Raw genomic sequence first — 19918 nt, forward strand, 5'->3', positions numbered from 1 at the left:
CGGGGGCCACTCGCGCTATAGGCTCTGGCCAAAGGCCAGGCGACGGCCGCTGCCACACGAAGCCAGAGGTGATTCCCATGAGCGCTGTGATCCCCGCCGGAGGCGACCGAGCGGCGGCGCGCACCTGGCCCGACGTGCTGAGCGCGCTGATCGCGGGCCGGGACCTGACCACCGACGAGGCCGCCTGGGCCATGGACCGGATCATGGCCGGCGAGGCCACCGACGCCCAGATCGCCGGCTTCGCCGTCGCCCTGCGGGCCAAGGGCGAGACGGTCACCGAGATGACGGGCCTGGTCCAGGCCATGTACGGGCACGCCAACCTGATCGAGGTGCCCGGGCCGACCGTGGACATCGTCGGCACCGGCGGCGACCGGGCCAAGACGGTGAACATCTCCACCATGGCCGCCATCGTCGTGGCCGGCACCGGTGTCCGGGTGGTCAAGCACGGCAACCGGGCGGCGTCCAGCGCCAGCGGCGCCTCCGACGTGCTGGAGAAGCTCGGCGTCAACCTGGAACTGACGCCGGAGCGGGTGGCGGAGGTCGCCCTGGAGGCGGGCATCACCTTCTGTTTCGCGGTGAAGTTCCACCCGGCGCTGCGGCACGTGGGCGCGGCGCGCCGCGATTTGGGCGTCGCCACCGTCTTCAACTTCCTCGGCCCGCTGACCAACCCGGCGCGGGTGCGGGCCCAGGCCACCGGCGTGGCCGACGCCAGGATGGCGTCGATCATGGCCGGGGTGCTGGCCGAGCGTGGCTCCTCGGCGCTGGTGTTCCGCGGCGACGACGGGCTCGACGAGCTGACGGTCACGGCGCCGTCCACGGTGTGGGTGGTCAGGGACGGCGCGGTCACCGAGGAGCGGTTCGACCCGCGGAGCGTCGGCCTCGCGCTGGCCCCGGTGGAGGCGCTGCGGGGCGCGGACTCGGCCTACAACGCGGACGTGGCGCGACGGATCTTCGACGGCGAGACCGGCCCGGTCCGGGACGCGGTGCTGCTCAACGCGGCGGCGACACTCGTCGCGGCGGCGGGCCCGACGGACGCGCCGCTGGCGGAGCAGATCGAGGGCGCGATGGTCCGCGCCGCACACGCGATCGACTCGGGCGCGGCGGCGGAAACCCTCCACCGCTGGTCCACGGCCACGCACGCCTGACGGTTCGCTGCGCTTGGCGTTGGCCACCGGCGGTGTCGCTGCGCTTGGCGTTGGCCGCCGGCCCGCAGACCCGGGCCTGTCGGCCGTGTCGCGCCCAGCCACCCGCCCTTCGGCGGGTGGCCTCGCGCGGCACGGGCCGCGAGGCCCGGCGGCGCAGCCGCCGCGGGCCATCGGCCCTGGCGGGCTGCCCACCGCGCGCAGCGCGTAAAAGGGCGGGTGGGTGGGGAAACCCCGGCGCGGAGCACCGGGCCGGCAGGCCGCCGCCTAGCGGCGCACTACTCCAGGCCGATCGCGAACGCCGCCTCGAGGTCGTGTTGCGAGTACGTGCGGAACGCGATGTGCGTCTCGGTCGACTCGACGCCCGGGATCTTGCTCAGGCGGCCCGGGATCACCTCGGCCAGTTCGTCGTGGTTCCGCACCCGGACCATGGCGATCAGGTCGTGAGGGCCCGTCACCGAGTAGACCTCGCTGACCCCGTCGAGCGCGGCGATCCGCTCGGCGACCTCCGGGACGCGGTCCACGCTGGTCTTGATGAGGACGATCGACGTGATCACTGCTTGGCCCCTTCCGGACGCGGTACCAGGCCGTACCAGGCCACACCTTAGTCGTACCGCTGTCGCACCGCCGTTCGTGGTCGTGGCCCGTGGCCGCGCGCCGGCCGCGGCAGACGCGAGGGGTCCCAGGCCGTAGGGTGACACTGGATGGAGAAGCGGCAGTCGCTGACATGGAACCGACGGACGGACTGAGCGGTGGCGGATCCCACGGATGACGAGGGGGCGGCGAGGCGGCCGGAGGCGGCCGAGTCCCTCGACCGACCGCTGCCCGAGCGGGTCCGTCACCGGGTGATCGTGCTGGCCGGGGACGCCTTCGGTTCACTGACGATGGCCGAGCTGCCGCCCTCGCTCCGGCAGTACGCCCGTTTCCAGCCGGCGCGCCGGGTGAAGTTCGGCGGCAGCGCGATCGCGGCCGCGCTGGAGAGCGACGCCATCTTCCGGCAGCGGGTCGGTGGCCGGCTGCGTGAGGCGGAGCCTGAGCTGGCCGAGGCCGTGGAGAACGGCACCCCGCCGCCGGCCGCCGACCCCGTCGAGGTGGCGGCCGCGGCGTTCGTGTTGCGCCCGCCCGGTTGGGCGAAGCTGGTGGCCGCCGCCGGCGAGGAGGCGCAGCGCGCCCAGGAGGAGCGGGCCGGCCAGGAGCGGGAGCGTGAGCTGGCGCGGTTGCGCCGGGAGTTGGCGGAGCTCACCGCCGCCGCCAGGACCGACGGCGACCGGTTGCGGGCCGAGTTGGAGGCGGCGCGCAAGGAGGTGGACGCGGTGCACCGCAAGCTGCGCAGCGCCGTCAGCGACGTGCGGCGTGGCGAGGCGGCGTTGCGTAAGACGCGGGCCGAGCTCGACGAGGTCCGGGCCGAGGCGGCGGCGGCCAAGGCGCAGGCGGACGGCGAGGCCAGGCGGCTCAGGGCGCGGCTCGCGGAGGCCGAGGCGGCGCTGGAGACGAGCCGGAAGTCGGTGCGCGAGGGGCGCGGCATCGAGGACATGCGGCTGCGGCTGCTGCTGGACACGGTGTTGGACGCCGCCCAGGGGCTGCGGCGTGAACTGGCCCTGCCGCCGGCCACGTTGCGGCCGGCGCAGACGGTGGACGCGGTGGAGCCCGGCGGGTTGACCCCGCAGGACGTGGCCCAGCGTGCGCTGGCGGCCGACGACCCCGCGCTGCTCGACCAGTTGCTCGCGCTGCCCCAGGCGCACCTGGTCGTCGACGGCTACAACGTGACCAAGACCGGCTATCCGACGATGCCGTTGGAGAAGCAGCGGCTGCGGCTGCTTCGCGGTCTCGCGGTGCTCGCGGCGCAGACGGGCGCCGAGATGACGTGCGTGTTCGACGGCGCCGAGTTGGCCGCGCCGGTGCTGGTGACGCCGCCGCGCGGGGTACGGGTGCTGTTCAGTCGGCCGGGGCAGACGGCGGACGAACTGATCAGACAGCTGGTGCGGGCCGAGCCGGTCGGCCGGCCGCTGGTCGTGGTGTCCTCGGACCGCGAGGTGGCGGACGGCGTGGCGCGTTCCGGCGCCCGCCCGGTCGCCTCGGCGATGCTGCTGAAGCGGCTCGCCCGCACCTGAGGGCGCGCCGAACCCCCGCACGGCGTACGGAGCGTGTGGCTCCGATTGCGCCCAGTGTGAGGTAAGTAAAAAATATCGGTGGGGATTTGAACCTGCGATTGCGCTGTCGCTAGGGTCTTGGCTCGAACCTTCGCGCGGTAGTCCACCCATCCGGGGTGGCCGTGGAGGAACCGCCGATTCCGCGGCGCAGGTGCGCGGAGCCGGGGCCCCGCCCCCACACTCCCGGCAGGCGGCTGGAGGAAGAAGGAGCTCGCCCCAGTGGCGTCCCACCGTCGTCCCAAGCAGCCAAGCCGTGCCCGTGTCACCTTCTTCGGCGCCGCCGCCACCGCGGCCGCCACCGTCGGCATGACCGCCCAGTCCGCCAGCGCCGAACCCGGTACCACCAAGGAAGAGGTGCAGGAGGAGGTCGACCGTCTCTACGAGGAGGCGGAGGCGATCACCGAGGAGTACAACGGCGCCAAGGAGCGCGAGGAGGAGCTGGAGAGCGAGATCGACGAGCTCCAGGACTCCGCCGCCCGCGGCCAGGAGGAGCTCAACGAACTGCGCGCCAACCTCGGCGCGGTGGCCACCGCCCAGTACCGGACCGGTGGCATCGACCCCTCCGTGCAGCTGTTCCTCGCCTCCGACCCCGACGCCTACCTCGACCAGGCCTCCCGGCTCAGCCAGGTCAGCGGCCGCCAGGCCGAGACCCTGCGGCTCATCGAGAACGTGCAGCGCGACCTCGACCAGCGGCGCGACGAGGCCACCGACCGGCTCGCCGAGCTCGAACAGGTCCGCTCCGACCTCAGCGAGCAGAAGGACGAGATCCAGGGCCGACTGAGCGAGGCCCAGGCGCTGCTCAACCAGCTCACCGAGGAGGAGCGCGCCGCCCTCGCCGCCGAGGAGGCGGCCCGCCAGGCCGAGGCCCAGGAGCGCGCCAACCGCGACTCAGGGCGTACCGTCATCACCGACGGCACCTCGTCCTCCTACGGCGCCGCCGCCGTCAACGCCGCGGCCAGCAAGGTCGGTTTGCCCTACGTGTGGGGCGCCACCGGACCCAACTCGTTCGACTGCTCGGGCCTCACCTCGTGGGCCTACGCGCAGGCCGGCGTCTCGCTGCCCCGCACCTCCCAGTCCCAGGCCACCATCGGCACTCGTCTCTCGATGAACGAACTCGCCCCCGGCGACCTCGTCTTCTACTACGACGACCTGCACCACGTCGGCCTCTACGCCGGCAACGGCCAGATCATCCACGCCGCGAACCCCGCGGATGGCGTCGAGTACCTCGGCGTGGACGTGATGCCGTTCATGTTCGGCGTGCGGGTCGGCTGACCGGGGCCGACCGGCCTCGTCCGTCCAGGTGATTCCGGGAATGCCCGGTACCCCCACGCGCCCGGTGTGACCTGCGGTTTGGCCGTCTGGACCCGGGCCGCGCGGTGACGTCGTTTCGCCAACCGCCGCCGCCACGGGGCTACATTCTGCTGCGCTCACGTCCCCAACGAAGGGAGCGCGGCCCGCTGTGGTCCAGCATCGACACCGACGTCCCCCTCGATCGCGCCCGGTCATGGCCGCCCGCGCCACCGTGTTGACGGCCGCCACCGCGGCCGCCATGACCGCGCTCCCCGTCCTGGCGGCCCCCGTGGCGCCGACCGCGCCGCCGGCCGACAGCGCCGAGGCGGCCCGGGAGGTGGACAGGCTCTTCGCCGAGGCCGAGCGCGCCATCGAGGCCTACAACGGCGCGGCCGAGCGGGTCGAGGAGTTGGAGGCCGCACTCGGGCGCAGCCAGGAGCGGGTGGCCCGCGGACAGCAACTCGTCAACGACCGGCGGCACGTCATCGGCGCCACCGCCGCCGCCCAGTACCGGGCCGGCGGCCTCGACCCCACGCTGGTCCTGCTGCTCTCCGACGACCCCGACACCTACCTCGTCAGGGCCGCCGCCGTCGAACGCGCCGGCGCCCGCGGCGCCCAGGGACTGCGCGACCTGCTCGACGCCCAGCGCGGCCTCGAACGGCGACGCGCCGAGGCGGACGCGCGGCTCGCCGAACTCAGCGCGGAGAAGGACGAACTCAACCGCCACAAGCGCACCGCGCAGCGGCGCCTCGCCGCGGCGCGCCGGCAGTACGAACGACTCTCCGCCCGCGAGCGCGCCGAACGCGCCGAACGCGAGCGGGCGGCGCGCGACACCCGGCCCGCCCCGGCACCGACCCCCGTGACCGGCCCGGGCAGCGCCCGCGCCGCCGCGGCGGTGGCCGCGGCCCGCGGCGTGGTGGGCCGCCCCTACGCCTGGGGACAGGCCGGTCCGACCGCCTTCGACTGCTCGGGACTCGTCCAGTGGGCCTACGCCCAGGCCGGCGTCTCGCTGCCACGCACCTCACAGGGGCAGGCCGCGGCCGGCCGCCGTGTCTCGCTCGACGAGGCCCGCCCTGGCGACATCGTCGTCTACCGGGCCGACGCCAGCCACGTCGGGATGTACGTCGGCGACGGACAGATCGTGCACGCGCCCTACCCGGGCGCCACCGTGCGGTACGAGGGCGTCGGCATGCTGCCGGTCTCCTCCGTCGTGCGCCCCTGAGACGGGCCGAACCCGCGGTCGGTATCGTCTCGTCCGATGCGTAAGACGCTGATCGTCACCAATGACTTCCCGCCGCGCCCCGGCGGCATCCAGTCCTTCCTGCACAACATGGCCCGCCGCCTCGACCCCAACCGCGTCGTGGTCTACGCCTCCACCTGGAAGCGGGACGCCGAGGGCCGGCGGGCCACGGCCGACTTCGACGCGGAGCAGGCGTTCCCGGTCTTCCGGGACCGCACCACCATGCTGCTGCCGACGCCCGCCGTGACCCGGCGCGCCACCGCGCTGCTGCGGGACCACGACTGCACCGCCGTGTGGTTCGGCGCGGCGGCCCCGCTCGGCCTGATGGCACCCGCGCTGCGCGCCGCGGGCGCCGAGCGGCTGGTGGCCACCACCCACGGCCACGAGGCCGGCTGGGCGCAACTCCCCGGCGCGCGCCAACTGCTGCGGCGGATCGGCGAGCACACCGACACCGTCACCTACCTCGGCGAGTACACCCGCTCCCGGATCGCCCGCGCGCTGAGCCGCGAGGCGGCCGGGCGCATGGTCCAACTGCCGCCGGGCGTCGACGAGAAGACCTTCCACCCAGACTCGGGCGGCGCCGCCGTCCGGGCCGCGCTCGGCCTGACCGACCGGCCCGTGGTGGTGTGCGTGTCGCGCCTCGTGCCGCGCAAGGGCCAGGACACGCTGATCCGCGCCATGCCGCGGATCCTGGCCGCCGAGCCGGACGCCGTGCTGCTGATCGTCGGCGGCGGTCCCTACCGCGGCGACCTGGAGCGGCTGGCCGCCGACCTGGACGTGGCCGCCTCGGTCCGCTTCACCGGAGCGATCCCGTGGTCCGAACTGCCGGCGCACTTCGGCGCGGGTGACGTCTTCGCGATGCCGTGCCGCACCCGGCGCGGCGGCCTCGACGTGGAGGGCCTCGGCATCGTCTACCTGGAGGCGTCGGCGACCGGCCTGCCGGTCGTGGCCGGCGACTCGGGCGGCGCGCCGGACGCGGTCCTCGACGGCGAGACCGGCTGGGTGGTGCGCGGCGGCGCGGAGTCCGCGCCGGCGGAGACGGCGGATCGGGTGGTGACGCTGCTGCGGGACCCGGAACTACGGCGCCGCATGGGCGAACGCGGCCGCGCCTGGATCGAGGAACGCTGGCGCTGGGACCTCCTCGTCGACCGACTCGCGGCGGGGCTGTCCTAGCGGTTTCGCTGGGCGCTCGGCCTGAGCCGCGGCCCGCCCCGGCCCGACCAGGCGGCGAAGCCGCCGAGGTCGGGCCTGGCGGCCGTGCCGGCCTGGCGGCCGTGCCGCGCCCACCCACCGCCCTCCGGGCGGGTCGTCGCGCGGCGGGGGGCCGCGTGGCCCGGCGGCGAAGCCGCCGCGGGCCCACGGCCCTGCCGGGCCATGTACCGCGCGCAGCGCGGTTCGGTCCGCCACCCCGCGCGGAGCGCGTAAAAGGGCGGGCGGGTGGGGGAAACCCGCCGCGTACAGCGCCGGCGCGCGGCGTCGCGCTCCGCGCGAGCGGAAGCGTGGGTGCGGGAAAGACGTTCGGTGGGTGAGGGCGCGTCACGCCCCGCCGTACAGGTCGTCGATCTCCCTCGCGAAGTCCTTCGTCACCACATGCCGCCGTAGCTTCAGCGACGGCGTCACGTGGCCGGCGGACTCCGTGAACTGGCCGGGGAGCACGTGGAAGCGGCGGATGGACTCGGCGCGGGAGACCGCCGCGTTGCCGTCGTCGACGGCCTCCTGTACCGCCGCCCGGAGTTCTTCCCGCCGCAGCAGTTCCTCGCGCGGCAGGTCACCGAGGCCGTGGTCCGCCGCCCAGCGCGGCAGGAACTCGTCGTCCAGGGTGATCAGCGCCGCCACGTAGGGCCGGCCGTCGCCCACCACCAGGCACTCGGCGATCAGCGCGTGCGCCCGCACCCGGTCCTCGATGACCGCGGGGGCCACGTTCTTGCCGCCCGCCGTCACGAGGATCTCCCGCTTGCGGCCGGTGACCGTCAGGTAGCCGTCGGCGTCGAGGGAGCCCAGGTCGCCGGTGTGGAACCAGCCGTCCGCCATGGCCTCGCGGGTGGCCGCCTCGTTGTTCCAGTAGCCGCGGAACAGGTGGTCGCCGCGGACCAGGATCTCGCCGTCGTCGGCGATCCGCATCAGCGTGCCGGGCACCGGCGGGCCGACCGTGCCGATGCGGGGCGCGTCGGCCGGGTTGAAGGCGGTCGGCGCGCACGTCTCGGTGAGGCCGTACCCCTCGAGCACCGTGAAGCCGACGCCGCGGAAGAAGTGCCCGAGGCGGTCGCCGAGCGGCGCGCCGCCGCTGATGGCGTGCGTGGCGCGGCCACCGAGGGCGGCCCGCAGCCGCCGGTAGACCAGCGTGTCGAAGAGCCGGTGCGTCAGCCCGAGCGCGGCTCCCGGGCCGCGGGGGGTGTCGAGCGCCCGGCTGTACCGCTCGGCGGTGTGCGCCGCGCGGTCGAAGACCCGGCCCTTGCCCTCCTCCTCGGCCTTGGTCCTGGCCGCGTTGTAGACCTTCTCGAAGACCCGGGGGACGCCGAGCACGATGGTCGGCCGGAACGAGGCCAGGTCGTCGGTGAGGGTGGTCACGTCCGGCACGTGGCCCAGCCTGATGGGCGCGAGCTGGGTCGCCACCTGGACCATCCGGGCGAAGACGTGCGCCAGCGGCAGGAACAGCAGCAGCGAGCCCTGGCCGCTGCGGAACAGCGGCCCGAGGCGGGCGAGCGCGTTGCCGCTGACGGTGAGGAACGCGCGGTGGGTGAGCAGGCAGCCCTTGGGGCGGCCCGTGGTGCCCGAGGTGTAGACGATGGTGGCGGGGGAGTCCGGGGTGACGGTGGCCGTGGCCGCGTCGAGGTCGCCGTCCGGCACGTCGGCGCCGGCGGCCCGCAGGGCGGTGATCGCGCCGGGCCCCTCGTCCGGGTCGAGGCACCACACGGTGCGCAGCTCCGGCAGCCGGTCGGTGAGCGCCGTCACCGTCGCGAGGTGGTCCCGGCTCTCGACGACCACCGCGACCGCGCCCGAGTCGGCGAGGTTCCAGGCGGCCTGCTCGGCTGAGCTGGTCTCGTAGACCGGCACCGAGACCGCGCCGGCCGTCCAGATCGCGAAGTCGAGGAGCGTCCACTCGTAGCGGGTGCGGGAGAGCAGCCCGACCCGGTCGCCGGGGCGGACGCCGGAGGCCAGCAGGCCCTTGGCGACGGCCCGCACCTCCGCGTGGAAGGCGCTCGCCGACACGTCGTCCCAGCCGCCGTCGTCCCGCCGCCTGGCCAGGACCGCGAGGTCCGGCACGCGCTCCGCGTTGCCGCGTGGCACGTCGGCCAGGCTGCCGCCCGGCGGCACCTCGTAACGGGCGGGAAGGCCGAACTCGCGCACTGACGCTCCTTGTTGCCGTGTTTTGCCGGGGAAGTCGCTTTTCCGCCCCTCGCGCAGGGTACTCCGATCGGCACGCAGCGCCTCCCGTGCGGGGCGCGCGGCGGCGCGCGATAGCCTTCGACGGAAGGCAGCGGGAGATTCGCGAGGAGCCATGGCCATGGCCGAGCACACCAGGTCGAGCATCACCATCGAAGCCACCCCGGCCGAGGTCCTGGCGGTGATCGCCGACTTCGGCCGCTACCCGGAGTGGACGGGAGAGGTCAAGGAGGCCGAGATCCTCAAGAGCGGCCCGGACGGCCGCGCGGAGGAGGTCAGGCTGCTGCTCGACGCGGGCGCCATCAAGGACGAGCACACCCTCGCCTACCAGTACCCGGACGAGAACGAGATCCGCTGGTCGCTGGTGAGGTCCCGGATGCTGCGCACCCTCGACGGCTCCTACCGGGTGGCGCCGGTGGCCGGCGGCAAGCACTCCGAGGTCACCTACCAGCTGACCGTCGACGTCAAGATCCCGATGCTGGGCAGCATCAAGCGCAAGGCTGAGAAGGTCATCATCGACCGCGCCCTGGCCGGTCTGAAGAAGCGCGTCGAGAGCGTCCCCGAGTGACGGGCGAGGCGGCCGGCGCCCGCACCCTGCTGGTGACCGGGCCCGGCGGGGACGGCACCAGCACGGTCGCCGCCGCCACCGCGGTCGCCGCCGCCCGCGCCGGCCGGTCGACACTGCTGCTCAGCCAGGAGCCGGCCGACCGGCTCGCCGCGCTGCTCGGCACCGCCCCGCCCGCCTGGCCTGAGGAGCCGGTCGAGTTCGCCGACGGGCCGGCGGTCGCCAGGATCGACGCGGCCGGCCGGTTCCGCGCCGGCGCGCTGGCCGCCCAGCGGCACGTGCGCCCGGCCCTCGACGCGTTGGGCGCCGGCGTCCTCGACGACGACGAGCTCACCGAGCTGCCGGGCGCCGCCCCGCTCGCCCTGCTGCACGCGCTGCGGACCGCCCACGCCGCCGCCCGCTGGTCGCTCGTGGTGGTCGACCTGCCGCCGGTCACCGAGGCGATCCGCGCGCTCGCCCTGCCCGGGCAGCTCCGCCGCTACCTGCGCCGGCTGCTGCCGCCCGAGCGGCAGACGGCCCGCGCCCTGCGTCCCCTGGTCGCCCAGCTGCTGGGCGTGCCGCTGCCGGCCCAGAGCCTCTACGAGACCGCGGACCGCTGGGACGGCGAGCTGGCCGCCCTCCAGCGGCTGGTCGAGGGCCCCGGCACCGCCGTCCGGCTCGTCCTCGACCCCACCGAGCGCTCCGCCGCGCAGGCCCGCGCCGCCCGCGCCGGCCTGGCGCTGCACGGCGTCGGCGTCGAGGCGCTGATCGCCAACCGACTGCTGCCGGCCGGCTCGGGCGACCCGCTGCTCGCCGGCCTGGCCGCCGGACAGCGCGCGGTCCTCGACGAGTTCACCCGCGCCACCCGCCTGGCCGCCCCGCACCCGGTGCCGCACCTCGGCCGGCCGGTGCGCCCCGCCGACCTGGCCGAGCTGCCGCTGCCGCCGCTCGGCGAGCCGGGGGACGCCGGCGCCGCCGAGCCGACCGTCGAGGACCGGCTGGCCACCGACGGGCTGCTGGTCTGGCACCTGCCCCTGCCCGGCGCCACCCGCGACGACCTCGGCCTGGTCCGCCGCGGCGACGAACTCCTCGTCACCACGGGCCCGTTCCGCCGGGCCCTGCCGCTGCCCGCCGCGCTGCGCCGCTGCACGGTGGCCGGCGCGGCCTTCACCGACGCCGCGGAACTGGCCGTCCGCTTCGCCCCCGACCCGGACCGTTGGCCGGACCGGGCCCTGGCCGGCGTCCCGCGCGCCGGCTGACCCGGGGTACCGTCGAGAGCGACGGCACACGCATCGGAGGGCCGCGATGAGCGACGACGTCGACCGGGACGACGCACAGCAGCACGGCGCGCGGGGAGCCGGCGCCGCCGACGAGGACGCCTGGGCCGAGGCATGCGCCGAGGACCTGGCCGCCGAGCGGGAGCGCCGGCGCCGCGAGTACGGCGAGCCGCCGCCCGCGACCGGCGACGCGGTCGAGGAGCTGCGCAGGCTCGCGGAGGCCATCACCGGCCAACTCGGCCGCCTGGGTGGGAGCCTCGGCGGTCTCGGCGGCCTCGCGGGGGCCGGGCTCGCGGCCCAGGCCAGGGCCGCGGTCGAGCCGGTGCTGGAGCGCAACGCCGAGGCGATCCAGCATCTGGCCAACGCGGGCCAGGAGTTGCTCGCCGCCTACCGGGCGGCCGTGCTCTCCCACGAGCAGCGCTGGACCCGGGACGCCGAACAGCCGTCCGAGCGGCCCGCGCAGCAGCCGGCGGAGCAGTCCGAGACCGCGTCCGAGAAGCCGAACGACCCGCCCGCCGAGGGCCCTTCGCACCGCATCGACCTGGACTGACGCGGGGCGGTCAGCCCGGCCCCGCTCCGGTACCGTGTTCGCGAGCGGGGATCCACTGACATCACTTGAGGGATACAGGGACACATGGGACTGACCATCGGCGTCGACATCGGCGGGACGAAGATCGCGGCCGGCGTGGTGGACGAGCAGGGCGCCATCCTCGACACCTGCCAGGTGCCGACCCCGCCCACCCCCGAGGGCGTCGTGGAGGCCATCGCGCACGCCGTCAAGACCGTGGGCAGCGACAGCTCGGCCGAGGCCGTGGGCATCGGCGCCGCGGGCTACGTGGACGACAAGCGGGCCACCGTGCTGTTCGCGCCCAACATCTACTGGCGCCGTGAGGCCCTGAAGGACAAGGTCGAGCAGCGGGTCGGCATGCCCGTGGTCGTGGAGAACGACGCCAACGCCGCCGCCTGGGGCGAGTACCGGTTCGGCGCGGGCGCCGGCCACGACGACGTCATCTGCGTGACCCTGGGCACGGGCATCGGCGGCGGCATCATCGTGGGCGGCCGGCTCTACCGTGGCCGGTTCGGCGTCGCCGGCGAGTTCGGCCACGTCCGGGTGGTCCCGGACGGGCTGCTGTGCGGCTGTGGCAGCCAGGGCTGCTGGGAGCAGTACGCCTCGGGGCGCGCCCTCGTCCGCTACGCGCGGCAGCGCGCCACCGCCACCCCGGAGGCCGCCGAGGTGCTGCTCGGCCTGGGCGACGGCACCCCGGAGGGCATCGAGGGCAAGCACGTCAGCGCGGCGGCCAGGCGCGGCGACAAGGTCGCCGTCGACTCCTTCCGCGAGCTGGCCCGCTGGGCCGGCGCCGGCCTCGCCGACCTCGCCTCGCTGTTCGACCCGGCCGCCTTCATCGTGGGCGGCGGCGTCTCGGACGAGGGCGACCTGGTGCTCGAACCGATCCGCAAGTCCTTCCGCCGCTGGCTGGTCGGTGGCCGCTACCGGCCGCACGCCCAGGTCCTCGCCGCCCAGCTCGGCGGCAGGGCGGGCCTCGTGGGCGCCGCCGACCTGGCCCGCCAGGGCTGAGCACCGGCGGCCCCATGCCGACCGAGGTGCGACTGCTCAGCTACAACATCCGCTCGATGCGCGACGACACGGCGGCGCTCGCCCGGGTGATCCGCGCCTGCGCCCCCGACGTGCTGTGCGTCCAGGAGGCCCCGCGGTTCCTCGGCTGGCGGCGCCGGGTGGCGCGGCTGGCGCGGGCGACCGGCCTCTACCTGGTGAGCGGCGGCGCCTCGGCCACCGGCCCGATGATCATGGCGGCGCCGCGTGTCCTCGTCGAGTCGGCCGGCGACCTCACCCTGCCCCACACCCCGGGCCTGCACCGCAGGGGCCTGGCCACCGCGGTACTCAGGTTCGCCGGCGGACCCAGGCTCGCCGTGGTCAGCTGCCACCTGAGCCTGCGGGACGCCGAGCGCCGCCGGCACGCGCCGCTGGTCGCCGACCGGCTCGCCGCGCTCGGCGCCCCGGCCGCGGTGCTGGCGGGCGACCTCAACGAGGACCCGGGCGGCGCCGCGTTCCGCCTGCTGGCCTCGCGCGGCCTGCGGGACGCCTGGGAACTCGCCCCCGAGGGCGGCGAGTTCACCTCGCCCGCGGCCGGCCCCGAGCGTCGCATCGACGCCGTGCTGTGCACCCAGGCGGTGACGGTGCTCGGCTGCGGCGTGCCCGAGGAGCCGGCACCGGCCGACCTGCGGGCCGCCACCGACCACCTGCCGGTGCTGGCCAGGATCACCGCCTGAGGCCACGCGGTCGGGTCAGACGACGGCGCCGCTGCCCGGGTCCGTGAAGTCGTCGTCGTGGCCGTCCCGCAACCGGGTGATCAGGGCGGCGAAGCCGCCCAGGAAGCCGCCCACCCCCAGGGTGACGAGCCACCAGGTCATCCGCTGCTGCAGCAGCACGGCCCCGAGCAGCAGCAGCGGGCCGCCGAGCACCGCGATCCACGCCAGCTTGGTGGTCAGGTCCGTCTCCGGCAGCGGCGGCGGCTCCGGCGGCACGAAGTGGTCCTCCTCCTCGTCCTCCGCTGCCTCCCAGTCCCTGGGCCCGCTCAGCGGCCCCCCGGCGGGGCCGGCGCCCGCCGGGGCGTCGGCAGGACCTTCCGCGGGCTCGGCGACCGGCACCCGGTCGACCGTGTCCGTCAGATCGACCTCGCCAGCCTTCGGCCAGACACCAGGGGGATCGGCCGGCTCCTCGCCGTAGCCGGCGACGATCTCGGCCCACGCGGCTTCCTCGTCGATCGGATCACGGCCGTCGCCGCGCTCCTGGTCACGTTCCGTCACGGAGAGTCTTCCTTGTCGCGAGCCGGTGCAAGCCGGGTGATGAAGGCGTCCGTCTCTTGAAAGATACGCTCCGCGTCGTGGTCGAGGGTGGCCACGTGAAAGCTCGACGGCAACAGCACCTCCGTCACGTCGGTCGAGGACACCCGGGAGCGGACCAGCGCCGCGTCCCCCGGCGCGACCACATGATCCTCCGCGCTGCGCATCAGCAGCAACGGCTGGGTGACACGCGGCAGTTCGGTCCGCACCAGCCGCTGCAGCGTGCGCAGCGAGTGGGCCGCGTGCAGCGGCACCCGGTCGTACCCGGACTCCGTGACGCCCTCCTTCGCTATGTCGGAGACGATCCCCTTGGCGCTCGGCACCACATGGCGCAGCACCGGCAGCAGGAAACCCGCCCTGGAGGGGAAGGTGACCCCCGGATTGACGACGGCGACCCCGGCCACCGCCGCGCCGTGCCGGGCCGCGAGCCGCAGCGCCAGCGCGCCGCCCATCGAGAGACCGCACACGAACACCGTCTCGCAGCGGCGCCCGAGCTCCCGCAGCTCCCGGTCGACCGTCGCGTACCAGTCTGCCCAGCCGGTGTGCCGCATGTCCTGCCAGCGGGTGCCGTGCCCGGGCAGCAGCGGCAGCGAGACGGTCAGGCCGCGATCCGCCAGGTGTTCGGCCCAGGGGCGCAGGGAGTGCGGGGTGCCGGTGAATCCGTGACACAGCAGGACGCCGGTCGACGAGCCGTGGTGTGCGTAGGGCTCCGCCCCGGGAAGAAGGCGCATCGTCTGCTCGCTCCGTTCGGCTCGTAGGGCGCCAGTAACCCTATTCCCCAGTAAGGTCGGCCTCATAGAACACGGGAGGTTGACGGGGTGCTGTACGGGGCGATGAAGATGTCCGTCGGGGCGGGACTCAAGGTGGTCTTCCGCCCCTGGGTGGAAGGCGGGGAACACGTGCCCGCCGAGGGGCCGGCGATCCTCGCCAGCAACCACCTGTCGTTCTCCGACTCCTTCTTCCTACCGGCCGTGCTCGACCGCAAGGTCACCTTCATCGCCAAGGCCGAGTACTTCACCTCGCCCGGGCTCAAGGGCCGGCTGACGGCCGCCTTCTTCAAGGGCGTCGGCCAGCTGCCGGTGGACCGCTCCGGCGGGCGCGCCGCCGGCGAGGCCGCGATACGCAGCGGCATATCGGTGATCGAGCGGGGCGAGCTGTTCGGCATCTACCCCGAGGGCACGCGTTCCCCCGACGGCCGCCTCTACCGCGGCAAGCCCGGCGGCCTGGCCCGGATAGCCCTGGCCACCGGGGCGCCGGTGATACCCGTCGCCATGATCGACACCGAGAAGATCCAGCCGCCGGGCAAGGTCGTCCCCAAGCTGATGCGGCCCGGCATCCGGATCGGCGAGCCGCTCGACTTCAGCCGCTACCAGGGGATGGACGAGGACCGCTTCATCCTCCGCTCGGTGACCGACCAGGTCATGTACGCGATCATGAAACTCTCCGGCCAGGAGTACGTGGACATGTACGCCACCGTCGCCAAGCGGATGATGGCCGAGGCGGCCAAGGACGAGTCAGGCGACGCGGCCCCGGGGGAGACGAAGGAGTAGCGCATGTCCGTGGAGCGACCGCTGTGGCGCGCGCTCACCGGCTACCGGCTGCTGTCCCTGACCTACGCGCTCGGCCTCTTCCTCCTCGCCCACGACGACTACGGCCGACCGCTGGTCGGCGCCGGCTACCTGGCCGCGCTCACCCTCTGGACGCTGTTCACCACCCCCCTGGTGGCCTCGGCCGAGCGCTGCACCCCCGGGTTCCTGGCCGTCGACCTGACGATGGCGGTGGGCGGCACGCTCCTCACCCTGGCCGCCGACCCGCACGCGACGGTCGGTCCGACGCTGCCGTCGATCTGGGTCGCGGGACCGGTGCTCGCCGTCGCCCTCAAGGGCGGCTGGCGCTGGGGCGGAGCGGCGGCGGTCGGCATGGGGGCCGCCAACCTCGCCGAGGACGGCCGCCTCTCCGGCACGGCGCTGCACAACGCCGTGCTGGTGTGCGTGGCGGCCGTCGCCATCGGCTACGTGGTCGAGGTGGCGCGGGCCAGCGAGCGGGCGCTGGCCAGGGCGCTGCGGATCGAGGCGGCCACCAGGGAGCGCGAGCGGCTGGCCAGGGACATCCACGACGGCGTGCTCCAGGTGCTGGCGATGGTCCAGCGGCGTGGCACGGCGCTCGGCGGCGAGGCCGCGGAGCTCGGCCGGCTGGCCGGCGAACAGGAGCGCGCGCTGCGGACGCTGGTCGCCGACCCGCCCCCGCGCACGCCGGTGGCGTCGGAACGCGAGGACGTCGGGGTGCTGTTGGCGGCCGCCGCCGGACGCGGCGAACGCGTCACCCTGGTGGGGCCCGGCACGCCCGTCGAACTGCCGGCCCGGGCGGCGCGTGAGCTGACGGCCGCCGTGGAGGCCGCCCTCGACAACGTCCGCCGGCACGCCGGGCCGACCGCCAGCGCGTGGATACTGCTGGAGGACGAGCCCGACGCGGTGCTCGTCACGGTGCGGGACGACGGGCCCGGCATCCCCCCTGGCCGGCTCGCCGCGGCGGCGGCCGAGGGCCGCCTCGGCGTGGCCCAGTCCATCCGGGGGCGGCTGCGCGACCTCGGCGGCGGCGCCGAGTGGGGATCGGTGCCCGGACAGGGCACGGAGGTCGAGTTGCGGGTGCCGAAGGGAGTGGACCGGTGAGTTCGTCGACAGCCGCGGTGCGGGTGATGGTGGTCGACGACCACCCGATGTGGCGCGACGCTGTGGCCCGCGACCTGGGCGAGGCCGGCATGGAGGTCGTCGCCACGGCGGGCGAGGGCCCACAGGCCGTGAGCCGGGCGCGGGCCGCGCGGCCGGACGTGCTGGTGCTCGACCTCAACCTGCCGGGGCTGCCGGGCGCCGAGGTCTGCCGCCAGCTGGCGGGCGAGGTCAGGGTGCTCGTGCTGTCCGCGAGCGGTGAGCAGCGGGACGTGCTGGAGGCGGTGAAGGCGGGTGCCACCGGCTACCTGGTGAAGTCCGCGAGCGCGGCGGAACTGGTCGACGCGGTCCGCCGCACGGCGTCCGGCGAACCCGTCTTCACCCCAGGGCTGGCCGGCCTCGTCCTCGGCGAGTACCGCCGCCTGGCGGCCGCCGCCGCGGCCTCGACCGCCGTCGCCGACGATGTCCCGCACCTCACGGAGCGCGAGACGGAGGTGCTGCGGCTGGTCGCCAAGGGGCTCACCTACCGGCAGATCGCCGAACGCCTGGTGATCTCGCACCGGACGGTCCAGAACCACGTCCAGAACACGCTGGGCAAGCTCCAGCTCCACAACCGCGCCGAACTGGTCCGCTACGCGATCGAACGCGGCCTGGACTGAGGTTCCGCTGGGCGCTTGGCCCGCGGCCTGCGGCCCGCGGGCCAAGCGCGGCGCAGCCGCGTGCCGGCCTGGCGGCCATGCGGTGCCGCGCCCACCCACCCGCCCCTGGGGGCACCTCCCAGCGTTAGCTGGGGGAGGGTGGCCTCGCGCGGCACGGGCCGCGCGGCCCGGCGGCGCAGCCGCCGTGGGCCCTCGGCCCTGCCGGCAGCGCACCCGCGTCCGGCCCGGCTGCGCGCAGCGCGGCGGCGCGCACCCGCACCCGCACGGAGCGCCGGGGCACCCCCCGCAGCCCCCCGGCCGCTCAACGCGCGCCTGCCCCCGCCCGGGGCGCGAGAAGGGCGGGTGGGTGGGTGGGGACCCCGACGCGGAGGGCCGCGGCTCCAGGCCACGCACCGCGTGCGGCGCGGCTGCGCCGTCGCCCCCGCGCGGAGCGCCGGGTCGCGCGCGCCGCGCGCCTTCGTCCGCGCGGAGCGCGGTCCAGGGCGGGTGGGTGGGGGCAACACCGCGCGGAGCGCGAGCGCGCCGCACGCCGGCGTCGCCGTCCCACCCGAGCGGAGCGCCCCCGCACTGGCCGCCAGGCCGTTACGCGCGGACCGTCGCGTGGGATGTCAGGGCCGTGGCGATCACCGGACCGTTCAGCGTCAGAACCGACTCCGGGTGGAACTGCACCGAGACGAAGCCGGGCCCCCGTAGCGCGTGGACCTCGCCCGTCGTCGCGTCCCGGCTCACCGTGACGCCGCGCGCGGCCAGGCCCGCCGCCGAGGCGTCGTCGCAGTGGGCCACGTACGAGTTGTAGAAGCCGACGGTCTCCTCGTGGCCGAAGAGGTCGATCCGTTCCTGCGCGCCCTGGAAGGGGCGCCGCTTGCGGACGAGTTCGAGGCCGAGGTGGGCGGCGACCAGTTCGTGGCCGAGGCAGACGCCGATCACCGGGGTCGGTCCGGCGAGGAGTTCGGTCGTGAGCGAGCGCAGCACCCGCATCTTGGGGTCGGCCTGGTCGCGTGGGTCGCCGGGGCCGGGGCCGAGGAGGACCGGTCCTGGGTGGGCGAGCGCCCGCCGCCGCGCGTCGGGCGCGTCGTAGCGGAGGACGGTGACGTGGGCGCCGGTCGAGCGCAGCAGGTGGGCCAGCATCGAGGTGAACGTGTCCTCGGCGTCGAGCACCAGCACGTCGGGACCGGCGGCGGTCGCGGCCTCGGCGGCGTCCCGCATCCGGAGCCAGAACGGCGCCAGGCCGGCGCGCCGCGCGGCGAGCGCCGCCCGTACGCGCGGGTCGTCGGCGAGCCGGGGGAGCGGCGTCCCGGTGGCGGCCGGCCGGCCGGGGCGTACGCCGAGCGCCGTGAGCACGGCGGCCGCCTTGGCGTGGGTCTCGGCGACCTCGCCGGCCGGGTCGGAGCCGCGCACCAGCGTGGCGCCGACCGTTACCCGCAGCCGGCCGTCGCGCGCGTCGATGTCGGCGGTCCTGATCAGGATCGGCGAGTCCACACCGTCCGCCGTCAGCAGCGCCAGCGCCCCCGCGTAGTAGCCGCGGCCGCCGTGCTCGTGCCGGTTGATCACCCGGCAGGCGTTCTCCAGCGGGCTGCCGGTGACGGTGGCCGCGAACATCGTCTCCCGCAGCACGTCCCGCACGTCGAGCGTGCTGCGGCCCCTGAGCTCGTACTCGGTGTGCGCGAGGTGCGCCATCTCCCGGAGCCGGGGTCCGACGACCACACCGCCCTGGTCGCCGACGGCGCACATCATCTTCAGCTCCTCGTCGACCACCATCGACAGCTCCTCGGTCTCCTTGCGGTCGTCGAGGAACGCCAGCAGCCCGGCCACGCTCGGGCCCGCCGCCGGGTAGCGGTAGGTGCCGCTGATGGGGTTCATCACCACGGTGTCGCCGCTCATCCGGACGTGCACCTCGGGGCTCGCCCCGACCAGCACCCGGTCGCCGGTGTGCACCACGAAGGTCCAGTACGCGCCGCGCTCGACGGTCAGCAGCCGGCGGAAGAGGGCCAGCGCGTCGCGGCGCGTGAAGCCGTCGATCCGCCCGGTGAAGGTGCGCTTGATCACGAAGTTGGCGCCCTGGCCGGCGCCGATCTCGTGCTCCACCACGTCCGCCACCACGCGCTCGTAGGCCGCGTCGTCGAGGTCGAAGCCGCCGTCCGTGACGGCGACATGGTGGTCGGGCAGGGCGGCGAGCACCTCGTCGACCGGCAGCTCGCGCACGGTGTCGGGGAGCAGCACGGCGAGCGGGGTGCCGTCGTCGGTGACCTCGAAGCCGCGCTCGGCGAGCTGGCGGAAGGGGACCAGGGCGAGCGCGTGCTCGTGGCGTGGCAGCTCGGCGAGCCGGTCGAGCTCGACGACGGGGCCGGTCAGCAGCTCGACCAGGCCGGGGTCGCGGCCCGGGGCGCGGCGGCGCAGCAGCGCGAACGGGGTGCTGGCGTCGGGGTCGGTGTGGAGGGCGGCCAGGAGGCGCGCGGTGTCGGGCACGGAGGGTGGTCCCTTCTGCGGGGATCTGCTGGGAGATCGAGAGGGGACGGCCCGCGGAAACACCGAAGGCCGCCCCTCGGGCGGCCTTCGCGGAGTTTCGGGTGTCGCGCGATCAGTGGGCCGCCGGATGAGCGGTCCACCACCAGGAGCTGGTCTGCTGCGCGAACATGTGGGGGACTGTACACCAGGGGGGTCGGTGTCGGGCCCGTCTCATTCCCCGGCCGGGGCCGAAAAGAGG

19 protein-coding genes are annotated in these 19918 nt (G+C 75.3%); 13 read left to right on the forward strand and 6 right to left on the reverse strand.

Annotated elements, in window-relative coordinates; translation table 11 throughout:
* Window positions 1–77 precede the first annotated feature (77 nt).
* Complete coding sequence (gene trpD / locus ACFWI8_RS10770; RefSeq protein ID WP_387088364.1) at window positions 78–1145, forward strand: anthranilate phosphoribosyltransferase; 1068 nt, start codon at window positions 78–80, stop codon at window positions 1143–1145.
* A gap of 275 nt (window positions 1146–1420) precedes the next feature.
* Here the strand turns inward: trpD and ACFWI8_RS10775 are convergent, their stop codons facing one another.
* On the reverse strand, window positions 1421–1699 hold the full coding sequence (locus ACFWI8_RS10775; RefSeq protein ID WP_311604950.1) for an Lrp/AsnC ligand binding domain-containing protein: 279 nt from the start codon (window positions 1697–1699) through the stop codon (window positions 1421–1423).
* A gap of 195 nt (window positions 1700–1894) precedes the next feature.
* Between ACFWI8_RS10775 and ACFWI8_RS10780 the strand changes: the two genes are divergently transcribed.
* The 4 genes from ACFWI8_RS10780 (at window position 1895) to ACFWI8_RS10795 (ending at window position 6995) form a co-directional block, all read left to right on the forward strand.
* A complete protein-coding gene (locus ACFWI8_RS10780; RefSeq protein WP_387088367.1) occupies window positions 1895–3253 on the forward strand; it encodes an NYN domain-containing protein in 1359 nt (452 codons plus the stop codon).
* A gap of 258 nt (window positions 3254–3511) precedes the next feature.
* Window positions 3512–4564 (forward strand): NlpC/P60 family protein, encoded by a 1053-nt coding sequence (locus ACFWI8_RS10785; RefSeq protein WP_387088370.1) that lies wholly within the window; start codon window positions 3512–3514, stop codon window positions 4562–4564.
* A gap of 232 nt (window positions 4565–4796) precedes the next feature.
* Window positions 4797–5804, forward strand: a complete 1008-nt coding sequence (locus ACFWI8_RS10790; protein WP_387088372.1) for an NlpC/P60 family protein — start codon at window positions 4797–4799, stop codon at window positions 5802–5804.
* A 36-nt stretch (window positions 5805–5840) separates the two neighbouring features.
* Entirely contained in the window at window positions 5841–6995 is a 1155-nt protein-coding gene (locus ACFWI8_RS10795) for a glycosyltransferase family 4 protein (protein ID WP_387088375.1), read from the forward strand.
* Window positions 6996–7358: 363 nt separating this feature from the next.
* Here the strand turns inward: ACFWI8_RS10795 and ACFWI8_RS10800 are convergent, their stop codons facing one another.
* A complete protein-coding gene (locus tag ACFWI8_RS10800) occupies window positions 7359–9170 on the reverse strand; it encodes an AMP-dependent synthetase/ligase (protein WP_387088378.1) in 1812 nt (603 codons plus the stop codon).
* A gap of 157 nt (window positions 9171–9327) precedes the next feature.
* Here ACFWI8_RS10800 and ACFWI8_RS10805 point away from each other — a divergent pair, with 157 nt between their 5' ends.
* From ACFWI8_RS10805 to ACFWI8_RS10825, 5 genes are all read left to right on the forward strand, one after another.
* Window positions 9328–9774, forward strand: a complete 447-nt coding sequence (locus tag ACFWI8_RS10805; RefSeq protein WP_387088381.1) for an SRPBCC family protein — start codon at window positions 9328–9330, stop codon at window positions 9772–9774.
* The gene (locus ACFWI8_RS10810) at window positions 9771–11009 is read left to right on the forward strand and encodes an ArsA-related P-loop ATPase (protein ID WP_387088384.1); all 1239 of its coding nucleotides are present in this window, start codon (window positions 9771–9773) and stop codon (window positions 11007–11009) included. Before ACFWI8_RS10805 ends, ACFWI8_RS10810 begins: the two co-directional genes overlap by 4 nt.
* Window positions 11010–11055: 46 nt before the next feature.
* Window positions 11056–11577 (forward strand): DUF5304 family protein, encoded by a 522-nt coding sequence (locus tag ACFWI8_RS10815; RefSeq protein ID WP_387088387.1) that lies wholly within the window; start codon window positions 11056–11058, stop codon window positions 11575–11577.
* A gap of 84 nt (window positions 11578–11661) precedes the next feature.
* Window positions 11662–12603: an ROK family glucokinase gene (locus tag ACFWI8_RS10820; RefSeq protein ID WP_387088389.1), complete on the forward strand. Its 942-nt coding sequence runs from the start codon at window positions 11662–11664 to the stop codon at window positions 12601–12603.
* Between the two features lie 14 nt (window positions 12604–12617).
* Window positions 12618–13316, forward strand: coding sequence for an endonuclease/exonuclease/phosphatase family protein (locus ACFWI8_RS10825; RefSeq protein ID WP_387088392.1), 699 nt, complete (start codon window positions 12618–12620; stop codon window positions 13314–13316).
* A gap of 15 nt (window positions 13317–13331) precedes the next feature.
* On the opposite strand, the gene ACFWI8_RS10830 is transcribed toward ACFWI8_RS10825, so the two are convergent.
* Window positions 13332–13853 (reverse strand): hypothetical protein, encoded by a 522-nt coding sequence (locus tag ACFWI8_RS10830; RefSeq protein WP_387088395.1) that lies wholly within the window; start codon window positions 13851–13853, stop codon window positions 13332–13334.
* The gene (locus tag ACFWI8_RS10835; RefSeq protein ID WP_387088398.1) at window positions 13850–14620 is read right to left on the reverse strand and encodes an alpha/beta hydrolase; all 771 of its coding nucleotides are present in this window, start codon (window positions 14618–14620) and stop codon (window positions 13850–13852) included. The genes ACFWI8_RS10830 and ACFWI8_RS10835 overlap by 4 nt, the downstream gene beginning before the upstream one ends.
* 87 nt (window positions 14621–14707) lie before the next feature.
* Between ACFWI8_RS10835 and ACFWI8_RS10840 the strand changes: the two genes are divergently transcribed.
* From ACFWI8_RS10840 to ACFWI8_RS10850, 3 genes are read left to right on the forward strand one after another with little or no spacing between them, the layout of a single operon-like run.
* Window positions 14708–15439 carry a lysophospholipid acyltransferase family protein gene (locus ACFWI8_RS10840; RefSeq protein ID WP_387088401.1) on the forward strand — a complete coding sequence of 244 codons (732 nt, stop codon included), beginning with the start codon at window positions 14708–14710 and terminating at the stop codon, window positions 15437–15439.
* A gap of 3 nt (window positions 15440–15442) precedes the next feature.
* Window positions 15443–16558 (forward strand): MacS family sensor histidine kinase, encoded by a 1116-nt coding sequence (gene macS / locus ACFWI8_RS10845; RefSeq protein ID WP_387088404.1) that lies wholly within the window; start codon window positions 15443–15445, stop codon window positions 16556–16558.
* Window positions 16559–16584: 26 nt separating this feature from the next.
* Complete coding sequence (locus ACFWI8_RS10850) at window positions 16585–17214, forward strand: response regulator (protein ID WP_387088507.1); 630 nt, start codon at window positions 16585–16587, stop codon at window positions 17212–17214.
* Between the two features lie 582 nt (window positions 17215–17796).
* Here ACFWI8_RS10850 and ACFWI8_RS10855 read toward each other — a convergent pair.
* Window positions 17797–19680 carry an anthranilate synthase family protein gene (locus ACFWI8_RS10855; protein WP_387088407.1) on the reverse strand — a complete coding sequence of 628 codons (1884 nt, stop codon included), beginning with the start codon at window positions 19678–19680 and terminating at the stop codon, window positions 17797–17799.
* 112 nt (window positions 19681–19792) lie between these two features.
* A complete protein-coding gene (locus ACFWI8_RS10860) occupies window positions 19793–19894 on the reverse strand; it encodes a trp operon leader peptide (RefSeq protein ID WP_387088410.1) in 102 nt (33 codons plus the stop codon).
* Between the last annotated feature and the right edge of the window lie 24 nt (window positions 19895–19918).

The organism is Streptomyces sp. NPDC127098, from assembly GCF_042722465.1.
In the GTDB taxonomy this organism is placed as follows: Bacteria; Actinomycetota; Actinomycetes; order Streptomycetales; family Streptomycetaceae; genus Streptomyces; species Streptomyces millisiae.